The sequence below is a fragment of the Thioalkalivibrio sp. ALJ12 genome, from assembly GCF_000378305.1.
In the GTDB taxonomy this organism is placed as follows: domain Bacteria; phylum Pseudomonadota; class Gammaproteobacteria; order Ectothiorhodospirales; family Ectothiorhodospiraceae; genus Thioalkalivibrio.
This window is the reverse complement of the sequence record NZ_KB899538.1, coordinates 900,001-918,231: the sequence shown is the minus strand read 5'-3', so window position 1 is coordinate 918,231 and position 18,231 is coordinate 900,001. Positions and strand designations below refer to the sequence as shown.

At 65.5% G+C, this 18,231-nt stretch carries 18 protein-coding genes and 2 rRNA genes (1 of these 20 only partly in view); 10 read left to right on the top strand and 10 right to left on the bottom strand.

All coding sequences use genetic code 11. The annotated features are described in order from the left end of the window. Nucleotides 1–51 precede the first annotated feature (51 nt). The 3 genes from F467_RS0104400 (at nt 52) to radA (ending at nt 3,590) form a co-directional block, all read left to right on the top strand. A complete protein-coding gene (locus F467_RS0104400) occupies nt 52–852 on the top strand; it encodes an inner membrane protein YpjD (protein WP_018137645.1) in 801 nt (266 codons plus the stop codon). A 105-nt stretch (nt 853–957) separates the two neighbouring features. Then, on the top strand, nt 958–2,244 hold the full coding sequence (locus tag F467_RS0104395) for an HlyC/CorC family transporter (RefSeq protein WP_018137646.1): 1,287 nt from the start codon (nt 958–960) through the stop codon (nt 2,242–2,244). Further along, nucleotides 2,244–3,590, top strand: a complete 1,347-nt coding sequence (radA, locus tag F467_RS0104390) for a DNA repair protein RadA (protein WP_018137647.1) — start codon at nt 2,244–2,246, stop codon at nt 3,588–3,590. Before F467_RS0104395 ends, radA begins: the two co-directional genes overlap by 1 nt. A 904-nt stretch (nt 3,591–4,494) precedes the next feature. Here radA and F467_RS0104385 read toward each other — a convergent pair. From F467_RS0104385 to F467_RS0104370, 4 genes are all read right to left on the bottom strand, one after another. Next, nucleotides 4,495–5,100, bottom strand: coding sequence for a DUF3501 family protein (locus F467_RS0104385; protein WP_018137814.1), 606 nt, complete (start codon nt 5,098–5,100; stop codon nt 4,495–4,497). A 40-nt stretch (nt 5,101–5,140) separates the two neighbouring features. Further along, nucleotides 5,141–5,443: an encapsulin-associated ferritin-like protein gene (locus F467_RS0104380; protein WP_018137815.1), complete on the bottom strand. Its 303-nt coding sequence runs from the start codon at nt 5,441–5,443 to the stop codon at nt 5,141–5,143. A gap of 64 nt (nt 5,444–5,507) precedes the next feature. Next, nucleotides 5,508–6,860 carry a heterodisulfide reductase-related iron-sulfur binding cluster gene (locus tag F467_RS0104375; protein ID WP_018137816.1) on the bottom strand — a complete coding sequence of 451 codons (1,353 nt, stop codon included), beginning with the start codon at nt 6,858–6,860 and terminating at the stop codon, nt 5,508–5,510. A 156-nt stretch (nt 6,861–7,016) separates the two neighbouring features. Further along, nucleotides 7,017–7,436: a rubrerythrin family protein gene (locus F467_RS0104370; protein WP_018137817.1), complete on the bottom strand. Its 420-nt coding sequence runs from the start codon at nt 7,434–7,436 to the stop codon at nt 7,017–7,019. Between the two features lie 262 nt (nt 7,437–7,698). Between F467_RS0104370 and F467_RS0104365 the strand changes: the two genes are divergently transcribed. The 4 genes from F467_RS0104365 to queD are packed head-to-tail and all read left to right on the top strand — an operon-like array spanning nt 7,699 to nt 11,215. Further along, a complete protein-coding gene (locus F467_RS0104365) occupies nt 7,699–7,971 on the top strand; it encodes an exodeoxyribonuclease VII small subunit (RefSeq protein WP_018137818.1) in 273 nt (90 codons plus the stop codon). Nucleotides 7,972–7,980: 9 nt separating this feature from the next. Continuing rightward, the gene (ispA, locus tag F467_RS0104360; RefSeq protein ID WP_018137819.1) at nt 7,981–8,874 is read left to right on the top strand and encodes a (2E,6E)-farnesyl diphosphate synthase; all 894 of its coding nucleotides are present in this window, start codon (nt 7,981–7,983) and stop codon (nt 8,872–8,874) included. A gap of 12 nt (nt 8,875–8,886) precedes the next feature. Then, nucleotides 8,887–10,788 (top strand): 1-deoxy-D-xylulose-5-phosphate synthase, encoded by a 1,902-nt coding sequence (gene dxs / locus F467_RS0104355; protein ID WP_018137820.1) that lies wholly within the window; start codon nt 8,887–8,889, stop codon nt 10,786–10,788. 43 nt (nt 10,789–10,831) lie between these two features. Then, nucleotides 10,832–11,215, top strand: coding sequence for a 6-carboxytetrahydropterin synthase QueD (gene queD / locus F467_RS0104350; RefSeq protein WP_018137821.1), 384 nt, complete (start codon nt 10,832–10,834; stop codon nt 11,213–11,215). A gap of 209 nt (nt 11,216–11,424) precedes the next feature. Here the strand turns inward: queD and F467_RS0104340 are convergent, their stop codons facing one another. The 3 genes from F467_RS0104340 to F467_RS0104330 all read right to left on the bottom strand — a co-directional run bounded on the left by F467_RS0104340 (nt 11,425) and on the right by F467_RS0104330 (nt 14,005). After that, nucleotides 11,425–12,843: a PhoH family protein gene (locus tag F467_RS0104340; protein ID WP_018137823.1), complete on the bottom strand. Its 1,419-nt coding sequence runs from the start codon at nt 12,841–12,843 to the stop codon at nt 11,425–11,427. An 82-nt stretch (nt 12,844–12,925) separates the two neighbouring features. Continuing rightward, complete coding sequence (locus F467_RS0104335; RefSeq protein ID WP_018137824.1) at nt 12,926–13,402, bottom strand: peroxiredoxin; 477 nt, start codon at nt 13,400–13,402, stop codon at nt 12,926–12,928. Between the two features lie 48 nt (nt 13,403–13,450). Further along, complete coding sequence (locus tag F467_RS0104330) at nt 13,451–14,005, bottom strand: glycine cleavage system protein R (protein ID WP_012981824.1); 555 nt, start codon at nt 14,003–14,005, stop codon at nt 13,451–13,453. A 218-nt stretch (nt 14,006–14,223) separates the two neighbouring features. Between F467_RS0104330 and dapA the strand changes: the two genes are divergently transcribed. The 3 genes from dapA (at nt 14,224) to F467_RS0104315 (ending at nt 17,175) form a co-directional block, all read left to right on the top strand. Next, on the top strand, nt 14,224–15,102 hold the full coding sequence (gene dapA, locus F467_RS0104325) for a 4-hydroxy-tetrahydrodipicolinate synthase (RefSeq protein WP_018137825.1): 879 nt from the start codon (nt 14,224–14,226) through the stop codon (nt 15,100–15,102). An 8-nt stretch (nt 15,103–15,110) separates the two neighbouring features. Beyond that, complete coding sequence (bamC, locus tag F467_RS0104320; protein WP_038038411.1) at nt 15,111–16,277, top strand: outer membrane protein assembly factor BamC; 1,167 nt, start codon at nt 15,111–15,113, stop codon at nt 16,275–16,277. A gap of 181 nt (nt 16,278–16,458) precedes the next feature. Next, complete coding sequence (locus F467_RS0104315) at nt 16,459–17,175, top strand: MBL fold metallo-hydrolase (RefSeq protein WP_018137827.1); 717 nt, start codon at nt 16,459–16,461, stop codon at nt 17,173–17,175. 44 nt (nt 17,176–17,219) lie between these two features. Here F467_RS0104315 and F467_RS0104310 read toward each other — a convergent pair whose 3' ends face one another. The 3 genes from F467_RS0104310 to F467_RS0104300 all read right to left on the bottom strand — a co-directional run. Next, on the bottom strand, nt 17,220–17,432 hold the full coding sequence (locus tag F467_RS0104310; protein ID WP_018875228.1) for a hypothetical protein: 213 nt from the start codon (nt 17,430–17,432) through the stop codon (nt 17,220–17,222). A gap of 112 nt (nt 17,433–17,544) precedes the next feature. Continuing rightward, nucleotides 17,545–17,660, bottom strand: a 5S ribosomal RNA gene (gene rrf / locus F467_RS0104305). 118 nt (nt 17,661–17,778) lie between these two features. Further along, a 23S ribosomal RNA gene (locus F467_RS0104300) occupies nt 17,779–18,231 on the bottom strand (it continues 2,427 nt past the right edge of the window).

Below are 18,231 nucleotides of genomic sequence, written 5' to 3'. Positions count from 1 at the left end.
TTGCCGCCCTGAATGTGCATTCAGGCTCGGGAGCGGGGATAATCGCCGCCCATGACCACCGTTGCCGGACTGCTCGCCGTCGCCCTGTATCTCGCCACCACGGGATACCTGATCGTCGCCTCCCGCACCCAGCCCCTGGCCGCCGGGCAGCCCCGCGCGCCGCTGATGCTGTGGCTGGCGGCCCTGCTCGCGCACCTCGGGGCCCTGATCCCGCTCGTCGCGACCGAGACAGGGCTGAACCTGTGCCTGGGCAACGCCCTGTCGGCATCGATGTGGCTGGTTGCAGGGCTGCTGTGGCTGACCGCGCTACGCCACCCACTAGCCGTGCTCGGCGTGGTGATCCTGCCACTGACCGCACTGGCCACCCTGACCGCGGTACTGTGTGACGGCGACACGTCCTACGCGACCTCGGCCGGGATCGACCTGCATATCCTGTTCTCGGCGCTGGGCTGGGCCTTCCTGGCACTCTCCACCGCCCAGGCCGCGGTCATGACGGCCCAGCACCGCGCGCTGCACAACCATCACACGGCCGGGATCGTGCGCCACCTGCCGCCGCTGTTCTCGATGGAGGTCTGGCTGTTCCGCATGATCTTCATCGGCTGGCTGTTTCTCGGACTCAGCCTGCTCTCCGGCTTAGTATTTGTGGACGACCTGTTCGCCCAGCACCTGGTCCACAAGACCGTCCTGTCGCTGCTGGCCTGGGTGATCTTCTCGACCCTGCTGGTCGGGCGCTGGCGCCTGGGCTGGCGCGGCACCCGCGCCCTGGCGTGGACCACGGGCGGGTTTGTCGCCCTGGTTCTGGCCTATTTCGGCTCCAAGCTGGTCCTGGAGATCATCCTCGGGCGCGTCTGATGGTGCTCCCGGCCGACAGGCTTGACAGCCCGGCGGCGCTTGCCTGAAATGATTCAGACTACGCAGCCCCGTCAGCCCGCCCACACCTGACCGCAGGCCATCCCGTTGCAAGAGATCCCGCTGTCCGTCCTGTTCGGCGCCCTGCTCGTGCTGTTCCTGCTGTCGGCGTTCTTCTCCGGATCGGAAACGGCGCTGATGGCGCTGAACCGCTACCGCATGCGCCACCGCGCCCAGACCGGGCACCGTGGCGCCGCGATTGCCGCCCGCCTGCTGGAACGGCCGGACCGCCTGATCGGGCTGATCCTGCTCGGCAACAACTTCGTCAACATCCTGATCGCCCAGATCGCCACCTTTATCGGCTGGCGCCTGTTCGGCGATACCGGCGTGGCCATCGCCACCGGGGTGCTGACGCTGACCCTGCTGATTTTCGCCGAGACCGCCCCCAAGACGCTCGCAGCACTGCACAGCGAACGCGTCGCCTATCCCGCCGCCTGGATCTACTGCGGGCTGCTGAAGGTGATGTGGCCCGTGGTGTGGATGATCAATGTGCTGGCCAACGGCGTACTGCGCCTGTTCGGGGTGCACATGAAGCCCGGCCAGCGTTCGGCCCTGAACACCGACGAGCTGCGCAGTGTGGTCTCCGAGGCCGGCGCCCTGATCCCGGCAAACCACCAGCGCATGCTGCTGAACCTGCTGGACCTGGAACGCACTACGGTCGAGGACATCATGATCCCGCGCAACGAGATCGTGGTGGTGGACCTGAACGAGCCCTGGAACGAGATCGTCGAGCAGCTGGTGCACGGCAGCTTCACCCGCCTGCCAGTGGTCGAGGGCGAGCTGGATCATATCGTCGGCTTCCTGCACCGGCGTGACGTGATCCCACTGATCGAGCGTGATGACTTTGACGCCGAAGACCTGCGCCAGATCCTGACCCCGCCCTACTTCATCCCCGAGGGCACGGCGCTAAACCGCCAGCTGATTAACTTCCAGCAACAGAAAAAACGGATCGGCCTGGTGGTGGACGAGTACGGCGACATCGAGGGTCTGATCACATTGGAGGACCTCCTGGAAGAGATCGTCGGAGAATTCACCACCGACTCCCCGGCCATGAGCGACGACGTGCTGCGCCAGGAGGATGGCTCGGCGATGGTCGATGGCGGCATCCACCTGCGCGAGCTCAACCGCTCGCTGGGCCTGGAGCTCCCGGTGGATGGCCCCAAGACCCTGAGCGGCCTGATCGTCGAATACCTCGAGAGCATCCCCGAAGCGCCAGTCAGCGTGCGCATTAACGGCGTCGTCATGGACATCGTGCAAATCAAGAACAACACCATCCGCACCGTGCGCGTGGTCGCCCCCGACCTGCCCGCCACGCCGGACCACAAGGAAGCCTGATGGCGAAGGCCAAGACCCAGTACGTCTGCCGGGAATGCGGCGCGGTGAGCCCCAAGTGGGCGGGCCAGTGCGGCGACTGCGGCGCCTGGAACACCCTGGAGGAGGCCGTGCCGGCCACCCCGTCCGGACCGCGCGGCGGCTACGCGGGCGAGGTCGCCGGCATTACCCGGCTGGGCGAGGTGGAGGCCGGCGAGGTCCCGCGCACCGGCACCGGCTTGTCGGAGCTGGACCGCGCCCTGGGCGGAGGGCTGGTACACGGGTCGGTCGTTCTGCTCGGCGGCGACCCGGGGATCGGCAAGTCCACCCTGCTGCTGCAGACGCTGGCCATGCTGCCGGTCGATGACACGCTTTACGTGACCGGCGAGGAATCCGCCCAGCAGATCAGCATGCGCGCTAGGCGGCTCGGGCTTGAGGTCGACGGGCTGCGCCTGCTGACCGAGACGCAGGTGGAGAACGTTATCGCCACCTGCGAGCGCGAACGCCCGCGCGTGCTGGTGATCGACTCCATCCAGACGCTGTACACCGCCGCACTGCAGTCCGCCCCCGGCTCGGTCGGGCAGGTGCGCGAGAGTGCGGCCGCCCTGGTGCGCCTGGCCAAGCAGCGCGGGATCACCGTGATCCTGGTGGGCCACGTGACCAAGGACGGCCAGCTGGCCGGACCGCGCGTGCTCGAGCACATGGTCGACACGGTGCTGTATTTCGAGGGCGACCCGGACGGGCGCTACCGCATGCTGCGCGCGGTGAAGAACCGCTTTGGCGCGGTCAACGAGCTGGGCGTGTTCGCGATGCTGGAGAACGGGCTGAAGGCCGTCTCCAACCCCTCCGCCATCTTCCTCTCGCGCCACCAGGGCCCGGTGCCCGGCTCCGTGGTGATGGTCACGCGCGAGGGCACCCGGCCGCTGCTGGTGGAGGTGCAGGCCCTGGTCTCCGAGAGCCACGCACCGCAGCCGCGGCGCATCACCGTGGGGCTGGAGCAGAACCGCCTGACCATGCTGCTGGCCGTACTGCACCGCCACGGCGGCGTCGCGCTGTTCGACCAGGATGTCTTCATCAACGTGGTCGGCGGCGTACGCGTAACCGAGACCGCGGCCGACCTGCCCATGCTCGCCGCCGCCCTGTCGAGCTTTCGCGACCGCCCCCTGCCGCAGGAGATGCTGGCCTTTGGCGAGGTCGGGCTGGCCGGCGAGATCCGGCCTGTGCCGAACGGCGAGGAGCGCCTGCGCGAGGCCGCCAAGCACGGCTACACGCGGGCGATCGCGCCGGCGGCCAATGCGCCGCGCAAGCCCATCAAGGGCATGGAGGTGGTCGCGGTCTCGCGCCTCTCCGAAGTCCTCGACGCCCTTTAGCGCCCGGCCCCGCCGCCTCTTGTGGCAAGGCACCGTTCGTCATCCGGTGTTTACGTGCCTTCGGTCCACATACTGCCAAGCGCTGTCTCGCCAGCGCGCCGCGCCAGTTGTTGATCAAAAACGGGCTTCTTTGCTCGTGCAAAGAAGTACCCAAGAAACACGCCCGGGATTCGCCCGGGAACCTTGCTCCGGACGCGCCAGGCCAGCGGCGCTGAAACTCGCTACGCCTTTTACTTCGCTCAGACAGTCAGCGCCTTCTCCCGGCCTGTCACGCCCTCCACAAGGGGCTCATATCGGGAGGGTAGGTCAAAACACAGCCTCTGCGGTAAGCCCCGCGCTGTAGGGTGCGTTGAGCGCAGCGAAACGCACCGTTCCGACGCCGTGGCAATCCTGATGCGATTCGCTGCGCTCATCACATCCTACGATGGGGTCTGGCGCCCGCTTGCGGGCGCGGCACGCCAGGGCCGAAGGCCGCGCGTGCCCAGGATGTTGGAACAACTTGTCTCCATCCATCGGCAAGAACATCAGGCCAGCCGTTGTCTTGACCTTATCCCCCCGTATGAAGCCCCTTGCGGAAGGGTCCTCGGGACGGACGATTCAAAATAAAAACGGGGGCGCTGACTGTCTGAGCGGAGCGACAGCGCAGCGAGTTTCAGCGCCGCCGGCCCGAGGGCCCTGGAGCAAGGTCCCCGGGCGGAATCCGGGTGCCCTTCTTTGGGTACTTTCTTGGGCAAGCAAGAAAGTACCTCGGGGTGCGCTGCCGAGACAGCGCAGGCTGGCGGCCGGACGAAGGCACCGTAAACACCGGATGCCGAACCAGGGCCAGCCTGAACAGCCACAACGTAAGTCGGAAACGAAAAAGGCGCCCGGAGGCGCCTTTGGTGAAGCGGGCAAAAAGGCCGCGTCAGTTGACGGCGTCGAGGTCGGATGCGAGCGATTCGCGCGCACCCTCGGCGACGGCGTCCAGCCGGTGGCTGTAGTTCTCGTGCTCCACCCCGATGGCAATGGCCGCACCGGATTTCGCGGCGGAGACCATCTCCGGGGTCAGCTCGAAGCGCAGGAAGTGGACCGACGAGGTCTTGTCGTCGGTCTCCCGATCCAGGTCCTCGTTCGCGATCGGGTAGACCTTGTCGTGGCCTTCGACCTGAACGTAGGTCTTGCGCTCGATCCCGATCAGCTTGGACAGCTGCACCTTGCGCTCGTCCACGTCCGGGTATTCGACCATCATGGTCGCCTTCCAGTTGGAACCGTCCGGGATCAGCGGATTGTAGGCGTCCAGCTCGTCCTGGATGCCTTCGGCATCGAAGATCTTTTCGACCCGCAGCATCTCCTGGATCTGGTACTGCATGGTCTTGCGATCCTCGAAGTGCAGGGTCACGGCCGGGCCCACCTGCACCACGCGATTGCGCTTGTGCTGCATGACCTCGTTGCGAAACTGGGGCCGCACCTCGTGGTACTTCTCCAGCGAATACAGGTCGTTTCGACTCAGCTTGTCCACACTTGCCTCCATCTCGATACCTCCGTCACGTCGGACTGGTCCGCGGGACCCCTCAGTGGTCGTGGTGTCCCTTCTTCGTGTAGTCCTTGTCGGACCAGAGGTTGTCTTTCAGTTCGTGGTCGAACACCGGGTTATGGCGACGGATCCACTCCAGCACCATTACCGCGTGTTCGATCTCTTCGTCGCGGTTGTGCGCGAGGATTGCCTTGAGTTCCTCGTTCTTGCAGGCATCGATGCGCTGCTGATACCAGTCCACCGCCTCGAGCTCTTCCATCAGCGAGACGATGGCGCGATGCATCTCGCGCGACTCGTCGCTCAGTTCCTCGACGGGTTCGTGGTAGCTGTCACTGGCCATTTCGTGTCTCCATCCGCGGCGCCTCGGCGGGCGTACGTCGTGTTCTGGTAACCGATACCCGGCGCTACAGCCCGTAGGCCTGGCGCAGCAGGGTCAGCGGGTGTTCGGGCGCCTTGTCCTCGCCCTTGCCCTGCAGTCCGTTCTCGATCATGTGCCCGGCCATCGGGCAGTCACTCGAGTAGTGATCGGACTCGGCCTTCTGCACCCGGTTCACCACCGGACGACAGATCTTGGCCGCAGTCTCGTAGAACTCGCTCTTCACGCCATAGGTACCGTCGTGCCCGGAGCAGCGTTCGATCACGTCGATCTCGGTATCCGGCACAAGCTTCAGCAGGTCGCGAGTCTTGAGCCCCATGTTCTGCACCCGCAGGTGGCAGGCCGCGTGGTAGGCGATCTTGCCGAGCTTCTCGGGGAAGTCGGTGTTCAGCTTGCCTTCCTTGTGGCGCTCCATCAGGTACTCGAACGGGTCGAAGATACGATCGCGTACAGCGGCGACATCGGGCTCGTCCGGGAACATCAGCGGCAGTTCCTGCTTGTACATCAGCACGCAGGACGGGACTGGCGCGACAATGTCGTAGCCTTGGTCGATCATGCGCTTCATCGCCGGGATGTTCGCATCCTTCGCGGACTCGACGGCCTTCAGGTCGCCCAACTCGAGCTTGGGCATGCCGCAGCATTGCTCCTTCTCGACCAGGGTGACCTCGATGCCGTTGTGCTCGAAGACCTTGACCAGGTCCTCGACCAGGTGCGGCTCGTTGTAGTTGCCGTAGCAGGTGGCGTAGAGCGCTACCTTGCCCTGGGTGGCACCGGCCGGCTCGGGGTTGCTCACTCCCTTGGCAACCTTCGCCATGCGCGAGCGACCCTTGCTCGAGTGGTATTCAGGGACCGGGGCATCCGGGTGCACGCCCATAGTCTTGTCCAGCACCTTGCGCATCGCGCCGGTCTTGTTCGCGGCGTTGACTACGCCGGCAACCACCGGGATGCCCGCCAGCTTGCCGACGGTATCGGTGCTGGACATGAACTTGTGCGCGGCCTTCGCTCCCTCTTTCTGGAAACGCACGGCCTTGGCACGCAGCATCAGGTGCGGGAAGTCGACGTTCCATTCATGCGGGGGCACGTAGGGGCACTTGGTCAGGTAGCACAGATCACACAGGTAGCAGTGATCCACCACCTTCCAGTAGTCCTTCCGATCAACGCCGTCGACCTCCATGGTCTCGGATTCGTCGACCAGGTCGAACAGCGTGGGGAAGGAGTTGCAGAGGCTGACGCAGCGCCGGCAGCCATGACAGATGTCGTAGACCCGCTCCAGCTCGGCGAACAACGATTCCTCGTTGTAGAACTCGGGATTCTTCCAGTCCAGCGGATGGCGGGTCGGGGCTTCCAGACTTCCTTCACGTTGGTGCGTCGGCGCAGACATGCATCCCTCCGGTATCCGTATCAGTGACGATGCTTCGAGGGAAACACGGAACAACATGCGAACGCAGCCGCAGGGCTGACTTCACAGGCTGTTCCGTACCTCCCGGAAAACGGGGCCGGCGTAGCGGCCCCGCGTGCTTCCGTTACTACCGGACAATCAGTCGTCCAGCTGGTCCAGGGCCTTCTGGAAGCGGTTGGCGTGGGAACGCTCCGCCTTGGCCAGGGTCTCGAACCAGTCGGCGACTTCGTCGAAGCCTTCGTCGCGGGCGGTCTTGGCCATGCCCGGGTACATGTCGGTGTACTCGTGGGTCTCACCGGCAACGGCGGTCTTCAGGTTCGCGGCGGTGGGGCCGAATTCCAGGCCGGTGGCCGGGTCGCCGCAGCTCTCGAGGTACTCGAGGTGACCGTGGGCGTGGCCGGTTTCACCTTCGGCGGTGGAACGGAACACGGTCGCGACGTCGTTGTAGCCTTCCACGTCCGCCTTGGAAGCGAAGTACAGGTAACGACGGTTGGCCATCGATTCGCCGGCAAAGGCCTCCTTGAGGGCTTCTTCGGTCTTGCTACCTTTCAGTTCCATGGGTCTCTCCTCTTGCTGGTTAGGATCCACACACCGGTACGGCCGTTGTGCGGATCGGGCATTTAGACTTTGTCTAAAACACTTCGAAACTCTAGTTAGCACCCGGTCGCATGTCAACCGATTGCCCCGCTGACCGTGGGGGCACGGTCACGAAACTCAAGCCCCCGGCCGCCCGGCTTCTTTCCTCGCCGCGGCGGATCGGATACTTTCTCACCTTTTAGCCCCCGCGATCCAATAAGAACCCAACACGTAATCCGACACCATGACCGACACATCCACCGACAGCCCCGCCGAGTTCGAAGCCAGCCTGGAGGCCCTGGAGGCCCTGGTGGCACGGATGGAGTCCGGCGACCTGGGCCTGGAACAGTCGCTGGAGGAATTCCAGCGCGGCATGGAGCTGGTCGGCCGCTGTCAGAAGGCGCTGGACGACGCCCAGGCACGCATCGAGAAACTCGCCAGCGAGCCTTCTGCGGAGGGTGCCGCGTCCGGGAGCGCACCGGACACCCCCACCGATCCCGACGACGTCCCATTCTAGGACCCGGCCTTGAGCATTCCAGATCCATCCGAGGCGCTGAAGGCCTATCAGCGTCGTATCGAGACCGTACTCGACCAGCGGCTCGCGGCCGACTCTTCCCCGGACCCGCGACTAATCGAGGCCATGCGCTATGCCACGCTCTCCGGTGGCAAGCGCCTGCGCCCAGTCCTGGTATACGCGGCCGGGGCCACCTGTAACGCCCCCGATGACGCGCTCGATGCGATGGCGGCGGCCGTGGAGATGGTCCATGTCTACTCGCTGATCCACGACGACCTGCCGGCGATGGACAACGACGACCTGCGCCGTGGCAGGCCCACCTGCCACCGTGCCTTCGACGAGGCCACCGCGATCCTCGCCGGGGATGCGTTGCAGGCCCGCGCCTTCGAGATCATGACCGCCGGCGTCCGCACCCTGCCCGGCACAGCCGGCCTGAATGCCCTGGCCGAGCTCGCCCACGCAGCGGGCCTGCACGGCATGGCCGGCGGCCAGGCCATCGACCTCGGCGCCTGCGGCAAGCCGATCGATCTGGCGGAACTGGAGCGCATGCACCGGCTCAAGACCGGCGCCCTGATCCGCGTGTCGGTGCGCCTGGGCGCAATCGCCGGTGGCGCCTCGGAGGACACCCTTGGCCACCTGACCCGTTACGCCGAATGCATTGGCCTGGCGTTCCAGATCCGCGATGACGTGCTCGACGTGGAGGGTGATCCGGAGGTGCTCGGCAAGGCCTGCGGGGCGGATGCCCGCCTGGACAAGGCGACCTTCCCCTCGCTGCAGGGCCTGGAGGCCTCGCGCGAACGCGCAGTGGCCCTGGTCGACGAGGCGCTGGACGAGCTGCAACCCTTTGGCCAGGAGGCGGACTTGCTTCGCTTCCTCGCGCGGTACATCGTCGACCGCATGAACTGACACGGCCTGCCCATGACCCCCACCCCCCTGCTGGATGCAATCGAATGGCCCGCCGACCTGCGGGCGCACCCGGCCTCGGAACTGCCGGGGCTGGCCGGCGAATTGCGCCAGTTTCTGATCGAGAGCGTCTCGCGCACCGGCGGCCATCTGGCCGCGAACCTGGGCACCGTGGAGTTGGCGGTCGCGCTGCACTACGCGTTCAATACCCCGGACGACCGCATCGTCTGGGATGTAGGGCATCAGGCCTATGCCCACAAGATCCTGACCGGCCGGCGCACCGGGATGGCCAGCCTGCGCCAGTACGGCGGGCTGGCCGGCTTCCCCAAACGCGCCGAGAGCGAGTACGACGCCTTCGGGGCCGGGCATTCCAGCACCTCGATCAGTGCCGCCGCCGGCATGGCCCTCGCCGCCAAGCACGCAGGACTGGACCGCCGCCATGTGGCGGTTATCGGCGACGGGGCGATGACCGCCGGCATGGCCTTCGAGGCGCTCAACCACATCGGCGATCTCGACTGTAATCTGCTGGTCATCCTGAACGACAACGACATGTCGATCTCGCCGAACGTCGGCGCGATGAACCAGTACTTCACCCGGCTGCTGTCCGGGCGGCTGTACAGCTCGGTGCGCGAGGGCTCCAAACGCATGCTGGAGTTCGTCCCGCCGATGAAGGCCTTTGCCGAGCGAGCCGAGGAGCACATGAAGGGCATGCTGGTGCCGGGCACGCTGTTCGAGGAACTGGGCTTTCGCTACTTCGGGCCGGTGGACGGCCATGACGTGAACGGCCTGGTATCGATCCTGAAGAACCTGCGCGGCGGTCACGGTCCGCAACTGCTGCATGTGGTCACACGCAAGGGACAGGGCTATGCCCCGGCCGAAGAGGACCCCTGCCGCTACCACGGGGTCTCCAAGTTCGAGCCGGAGAACGGGCTGACGCCCTCCGGGCCGAAGCCGCCCGCGTATACCGACATCTTCAGCCAGTGGCTGTGCGATCAGGCCACGGCCGACGACCGCCTGCTGGGCATCACCCCGGCGATGCGCGAGGGCTCCGGGCTGGTGGCCTTCTCCGAGCAGTTCCCCGAGCGCTACTTCGATGTCGGCATCGCCGAGCAGCACGCGGTCACGCTGGCCGCCGGCATGGCCTGCGAGGGGCAGAAGCCTGTGGTCGCGATCTACTCGACCTTCCTGCAGCGGGCGATGGACCAGGTGATCCACGACGTCGCCCTGCAGAACCTCCCGGTGCTGTTCGCGGTGGACCGCGCGGGGATCGTCGGCGCCGATGGCCCGACGCATGCCGGCACGTTCGATACCGCGCTGCTGCGCAGCGTCCCCAATATGCTGCTGATGGCCCCATCCAACGAGCACGAGTGCCGCCAGATGCTGTCCACTGGCTACGCCTACGAGGGCCCGGCGGCGGTGCGCTATCCACGCGGGGGCGGCCCCGGCGTCCTGCCGGAAGGGGGCAGCGAGGACCTGGAGACCCTGCCTGTCGGACGCGCCGAGGTCGTACGCGAGGGCCAAGGCCTGGCGATCCTCAGCTTCGGCGCGCTGCTGGAGACCGCCCTGGCCGCGGGCGAGGCGCTGGACGCCACCGTGGTGAACATGCGTTTCATCAAGCCGCTCGACACCGAACTGCTGGCGCGGCTGGCCGCCCGCCATGAAGGCTTCGTGACGCTCGAGGATCATGCCCGCGCCGGTGGCGCCGGCAGCGCGGTGCTGGAATGGCTCTCCGCCGAGGGCCTGACCCTGCCCTGCCAGGTACTGGGCATCCCGGACGTTTTCACCGAACATGGCTCGCGCGAACAGATCCTGGCCGACTGCGGCCTCGACACCGAGGGCGTGCTGGCCGCGATTCGCCACGCCTGCGGGCAGGAGAATTGCGCGGACGCCGGCGGCCGGATAGGCTTCGCGGGCTGACTGTTACCCCGCGACCACCAGCGTCGCCTGCCGGAATCGACCCATGAGCGCCCGTTACACCCTCCGCGTCCTGACCGACTTTGCCTCCGCGCATACCCTGCGCGATTACCCGGGGCAGTGCGCGAACATGCATGGACACAACTGGAAGGTAGAGGCCGAGGTTCAGGCCGAGACGCTGGATGACGCCGGCATGGCAGTGGACTTCAAGGTGGTCAAGACCGCCGCGCGCGAGATCGCCGGGCAGCTGGACCACCGCTATCTGAACGACGTCCCGCCGTTCGACACGGTCAACCCGACCGCCGAGCACATCGCACAGTGGTTCTTCCGCCAGATGGCGGAGCGCCTGAACCGCCCGGGCCTGCGCATGCACGCGCTGACCCTGTGGGAGACCGACCGCGCCTGCGTACGCTACAGCGAGGACGGCTAAGCCTCCCTCGCTTCACCACCCCCACGCCCCGCCACAAGCACCGTCATCGCGAGGAGCGAAGCGACGTGGCGAACTCCGTCCGAAACCATCTGCTTCCATAGCTGGCTCACCACCAGCTTCCGGAGGTTGCCGCGGCCCCTGCGGGGCCTCGCAATGACGGTGCCCGTTTCCCGCTCCGTTGCCGCCCCCAAGCGTACCTTACCCGCCGTCTACAGGTGATTCGAGGCGTAGTCCGCCAGCCGCGAGCGCTCGCCGCGGGTCAGTGTGATGTGCCCGCTGTGGGTCCAGTTGCGGAAGCGGTCCACCACGTAGGTCAGGCCGGACGAGGTCTCGGTCAGGTACGGGGTGTCGATCTGTGCGATGTTGCCCAGCGCCACCACCTTGGTGCCGGGCCCCGCGCGGGTAACCAGGGTCTTCATCTGCTTGGAGGTCAGGTTCTGCGCCTCGTCCAGGATGATGTAGCGGCTGAGGAAGGTCCGCCCGCGCATAAAGTTCAGCGAGCGGATCTTGATGCGGCTGGTCAGCACGTCGTTCGTGGCTGCCCGGCCCCAGTCGCCCGCACCTTCGGACTTGGCCAGGACCTCGAGGTTGTCCATCAACGCGCCCATCCACGGGGTCATCTTCTCTTCCTCGGTCCCGGGCAGGAAGCCGATGTCCTCGCCCACAGGGACCGTGACCCGGGTCATGATGATCTCCTTGTAGGTGTTGTCCTCCAGCGTCTGCGCAAGCCCCGCGGCCAGCGCCAGCAGGGTCTTGCCGGTACCGGCAGCCCCCAGCAGGGAGACGAAATCCACCTCCGGGTCCATCAGCAGGTTCAGGGCGTAGTTCTGCTCGCGATTGCGGGCATTGATGCCCCAGACGCTGTGGCGCGGGGTCATATAGTCGTCCACCAGCTCGATCACCGCGGACTCGTTCGGCTGGTCGATCTCCAGCACGATCGCAGACAACGGATTCTCCCCCTCGCGGTAGACGAACTGATTGGGCTGCCACTCGCTGACCAGGGGCCCGGTGACTCGGTAGTAGGTCCGGCCGGACTCCTGCCAGGAGTCCATCTTGGTCCCGTGGGTCTCCCAGAAATCCGCTGGCAGCTCGGTCATGCCGGAGAACAGCAGGCTGACGTCGTCCAGGACCTGGTCGTTGTAGTAGTCCTCCGCGTGCAGGCCGATCACCGCCGCCTTGATGCGCAGGTTGATGTCCTTGGAGACCAGGGTGACCGGGAGGTCCGACCACTCCGTCTTGAGTGCCTGGGCGGTGGCCAGGATGTCGTTGTCCGGGGTCGAGCCGGGCAGCGAGTCCGGCAGGCGCGAGGTCAGATTGCGGGTCTGAAAAAACAGCCGCCCGGAGGGTGCAAGCGTAGACTCGCTGAGCGATTCGGCCTGTAGCGGTAACCCGGCGGCAATCTGCTCGTGGGTCGCGCCACTCATCAATTCGTCGATAAAGCGCGAGACCTGGCGCACGTTGCGCGCGACCTCGGAGACCCCCTTCTTGCCACGGTCGAGTTCCTCGAGCACGACCATGGGCAGGAAGATGTCGTGTTCCTTGAAGCGGAACAGCGCAGTGGGGTCATGCATCAGGACATTGGTGTCCAGGACAAACAGGCGTTTCGGGTCCTCCGGTGTTTCGCTCATGGCGCCTCCGCGGCCGGGGTGAGTCGAAAACAAATGGGGCGAACGTCTACTGCCAGTACTCTCGAAGGATTCGCGGGGCGCCTCACTGGCCGGCCATCTCGCGTACCGCGGCCAGGACCTCGTCCACATGCCCCGGCACTTTGACCTTGCGCCATTCCCGGCGCAGCACACCCTGCTCGTCGATCAAGAAGGTGGAGCGCTCGATGCCGCGCACCTGCTTGCCGTACATGTTCTTCATCTTGATCACGTCGAACGCCTCGCACAACTGCTCGTCGGCGTCGCTCAGCAGGTCGAACGGCAGCTCCTGCTTGGCGCGGAAGTTCTCGTGGCTCTTCACGCTGTCGCGCGAGACCCCGAGGATGACCGCGCCGGTGGCGTCGAACGCGGCCTTGTTGGCCGCAAAGTCGCGGCTCTCGTTGGTGCAGCCCGGCGTGCTGTCCTTCGGGTAGAAATAGAGCACCACGATCTTGCCGCGAAAATCACCCGGGCCCAGGGTCTGCTCGCCGGTGGCGGGCACGCGAAGGTCTTCGGGAACGGTCTGGTCAATGGCGATCGTCATTAGGTGTCACTCCGTGTCGTGGTGGGGCCGGACGGCGCCGGATCGGAATCAGGCCTTGATCGGATCCAGCACGCCGTCCAGGTTCAGTTCGTCGCAAAAATCCATGAATTCGCCGCGCAGGCTGGCCAGGTGCTGTCCCGCCGGGATGTCCACCACCATGTTGGCGGCGAACATGCGCGCGCCCGTGTGCTGAGCGGTGTAGACGCGCGTCTGTACGTCACGCAGGTTCACACCACGGCTGGTGAAGAAATCGGCCAGGGCATTGACCAGCCCCGGGGCGTCCAGCGCGACCACGTCCACCGCATAGGCCATCGCGGGCTGGCTGGATTCATCCAGCGGCCCACGGCGCACGGTGATCGCGAGATCCAGCTCGGCCTCCAGCCGTTCCAGGCGGGATTCCAGCGTGGCGAGGGTCTTCCAGTTGCCGCTGGCGCTCAGCGCCATGCAGCAATAGCCGTCCAGGGTCGTAATGCGGCTGGACTCCAGGTTGCAGCCTGTATCGACGATGACACGCGTAACGCCGGCCACCAGGCCAGGCTGGTCGGGTCCGATCAGATTCAGGATCAGATGGGTGTGCGAGCCGGCCCCGACGACCTCAGCCATGCCGGCCCCTGGAGCGCAGAGCGCAGCCGGGCGGCCACTGGCCTGAGGCAATGCTGGACGGGTTGGATGCATCCACTGGCATGATGGCTGGGAACATACCACCTCGCCTGGGTGGCGCCAACGGTCCGGGCGCCATCCAGACGGGGTCTGCGCACGGCTTCTTGAACGCCTTGTCGCGCGCCCGTTAGACTGCACCATTACCGTCGCTGGAGGAGTCGATGTTTCAAGGCAGCATGGTCGCACTGGCGACCCCGATGCACGCGGACGGCAGTCTCGACTGGCCGGCGCTTGATCGGCTCCTCGAATTCCACATCGAGGCCGGAACCGACGCCATCGTAGCGGTCGGTACTACCGGCGAATCCGCCACCCTCGATTTCGACGAACACTGTGAAGCGATTGCCCATACGGTCAAGACCGTGGGCGGGCGTCTGCCGGTGATCGCCGGCACCGGCGCAAACTCCACGCGCGAGGCGATCGCGCTCACGCGCTGTGCCCACGAAGCCGGCGCCGATGCCTGCCTGCTGGTATCCCCGTACTACAACAAGCCCACGCAGGAGGGCCTGTATCTGCACCACAAGGCCATCGCCGAGGCCGTCGATATCCCGCAGATCCTCTATAACGTTCCGGGGCGCACGGCCGTCGACATGCTCCCCGAGACAGTCGAACGCCTGGCCGAAATCCCGAACATCGTCGGCCTCAAGGAGGCCACGGGCAATAACGAGCGCACCGCCGAGCTTGTCCAGCGCGTGGGCGGCCGCTTCGACCTGTTCAGTGGCGAAGATGCGAATGGGCTGGCCTTTTTGCTGGCCGGGGGACAAGGGGTCATCTCGGTGACCGCGAACGTCGCCCCGGCGCTAATGGCCCGCATGTGCCGCGCCGTGCGCGAGGGACGCGCGGACGAAGCCCGCGAAATCAATCGCCAGCTGGATGGTCTGCATTCGGCCTTGTTCCTCGAAGCCAATCCCATCCCCGTAAAATGGGCCTTGCAGCGCATGGGGATGATAGAGGAAGGTATTCGCCTGCCCCTGACACCCCTTTCCGAACCGTTCCATGCACCGGTACTGGACGCGATGCGCCAAGCCGGCATTGAGGTCTGAGTCCGATCATGAAATTGCCTTTCAAGCCCTATCACTCCGCCACGCGCGCCACCCTCGCGATCGCCACGGGTCTCGCCGTCGCTGGTTGCGGAGGCTGGGGCGGTGATCGCCAGTCCGGCCCGGAATACGAAATGAGCCGGCAGATGGAGGACCTCGAAGTCCCGCCGGATCTGATCGCGCCGGACACCGAGCGGGCCTACCGCCTGCCCGATGACCCGGGCGGCCGCATCAGTGCCCGCGACATGCAGCAGGACACCGCCCAGCGCCAGCAACAACCCGCGCAGGCCCAGCCCGGCGCCCCGACCCGCACCGCCCAGGTACTCCCGGAGTCCGCCGAGGTGCAGCTCATGCGCGACGGAGGCACGCGCTGGCTCCAGGTTGACGGCGATCCCGGCGAGATCTGGGATCGACTGGTCGCCTTCTGGGACAGCCAGAACCTCCGCCTGGAACGCAACGAACCCCAAGTGGGCGTGATGCAGACCGAGTGGGCCGAAGACCGAGCCGGCATCCCGCTGCGCGGCACGCAGAACATCTTCGCCCGCGCCCTTGGCAACGTATACGACGCCAACACCCGCGACCAGTACCGGATGCGCGTCGAGCGCGTGAACGGACAGTCGGAAATCTACATCACCCATCGAGGTGCCGAAGAGCAGGCCGAGGGCCAGTCCTGGCGCTGGGCCATGCGCCCCTCGGACCCGGAGCTCGAAGCCGAGATGCTGAACCGGCTGCTCGTTTACCTCACCACCGGCGATCCGGGTGAAGGGGGCGCACGGGTTGCCGAGACCCTCGTCGACCGCCCGACCGAACTGCAGATGACGGAGCATGATGGTTCGCCCGCCCTGCTCCTGGGCGGTGAATATGAACGGGTCTGGCGCCAACTTGGCACCTTCCTGGACCGCGCCGGCTTGCTGGTGGATGAACAGGACCGCCAGGCCGGCATCTACGAGGTCACCTACCGTCCCGACATGACCGGCGACCGCGACGAGCCCGGTTTCTTCGGCCGCATCTTCGGTCGCGGTGGAGATCGCAGGGAAAACGAGCGCTACCAGGTCCGGTTGGAGGATCGGGGCGATGGCGACCTCTTGATCGAGGCACGCGACATTGAAGGCGACCGCCTGAGCGATCGCGACGCCGAGTTCGTGCTGGAGCGAATTCAGACTCAGATGCAGCGGTAAGGCACCCGGAGCCCGGGGCGACTCCAGCGAAGAAGCGCCGGGGCGAAGCAACCTGCTCCCCCTTGGCGCTTAGGCCTGACAGCGTGCCCGGGTGGTCCACACGTCTACCCTGCATTCACCTTCGGAGCAGTGCGTGATCCGATTTTGTTCACTTGGCAGCGGGAGTGGCGGCAACGCGCTCGTGGTCGAGATCGGCTCGACCCGCCTGCTGGTGGACTGCGGATTTTCCGTACAGGAGATCGAGCGGCGCCTCGCACGTCAGGGGCTCGCGGCCACCGATCTCGATGGGGTGTTCGTGACCCACGAACACGGCGACCACCTGGGGTCCGCGCCGGCCCTCTCGCGCCGTTATGGCCTGCGCGTCTACGCCTCAGTCGGGACCCGACTGGCGGCACGCGACAGCGCATTTGCACACCTCGAAGAGATCCAGCCGGACCTCCCAGTCGAGCTGGACGACGCCCTGGTCATCCCCTATACAGTCCCGCATGACGCCCGCGAACCGACCCAGTTCGCCTTTTCCGACGGCGCGTCGCGCCTCGTCCTGATGACCGATGCCGGCCACATCTCGCCCCACATGATCGAGACGGCCTCCGGCGCCCACGGCCTCCTTCTTGAATGCAACCACTGCCCGGAGATGCTCGCGTCCGGACGTTACCCTCCCAAGCTCAAGCGACGCATTGCTGACGGGTACGGACATTTGCCCAACCGCGACGCGACCCGCCTTCTTCAACGCGCCGACACGTCCCAGCTGGAACACCTGATCGGCATGCACCTTTCGAGCGACAATAACCGCCCCGAACTGGCTGAACAGGCCCTGTGCGAGGGGGTCGGCGCCAGTCGCGACGAGATCGCGATCGCTTCCCAGGACCACGGGTTCGACTGGCGCTGCATCCGCTGAAGAGCACTTGTTCGCCATCGGAGCACGTCAATGCAGTCCAATTGCTAACGGCGCGACTCCCGCAGGAAATACACGCCAACCGCGATGAAGGCGAGCCCGATAATGGTCGCGACCGGCCCGCCAAACCCTGAACCTTCACGGGGCGCAATCGGAGTAAACGCCACCTCGCCTCCGAGAACCGCGTAGGCTCCGATCCCGATCAGCACCAACCCGACCGTCACCAAACCACCATCTGTCCGCTTCTTGCCTCGAGCCATCTCTTAAAACCGTCTCTAGTCGCCGCGCACAACGCACCTCAGCATCATGCCTGCCGTGTCAGCCATAAAAAAAGCCCGGCCCCCATAATTGGGAACCGGGCTTCGGATTAATGCCTGGCGGTGACCTACTCTCACATGGGGAGGCCCCACACTACCATCGGCGCAGAGCAGTTTCACTTCCGAGTTCGGGATGGGATCGGGTGGTTCCTACTCGCTATTGCCGCCAGACAAACTGGCCAGATCACCCAGCGCGTGCGCTGCGTCATCTGAATTCGGAATGCATTCTAGGTGATGTGTACAACAGTGATGTGTCAGACGAGACCACCATCAACACCTTGGGTGTTATATGGTCAAGCCGCACGGGCAATTAGTACTGGTTAGCTGCACGCGTTACCGCGCTTCCACACCCAGCCTATCAACGTTGTAGTCTTCAACGGCCCTTTAGGGACCTCGAGGGTCCAGGGAGATCTAATCTTCAGGTGGGTTTCCCGCTTAGATGCTTTCAGCGGTTATCCCTTCCGCACATAGCTACCCGGCAATGCCACTGGCGTGACAACCGGAACACCAGAGGTGCGTCCATCCCGGTCCTCTCGTACTAAGGACAGATCCTGTCAAATCTCCGACGCCCACGGCAGATAGGGACCGAACTGTCTCACGACGTTCTAAACCCAGCTCGCGTACCACTTTAAATGGCGAACAGCCATACCCTTGGGACCTGCTTCAGCCCCAGGATGTGATGAGCCGACATCGAGGTGCCAAACACTGCCGTCGATATGGACTCTTGGGCAGTATCAGCCTG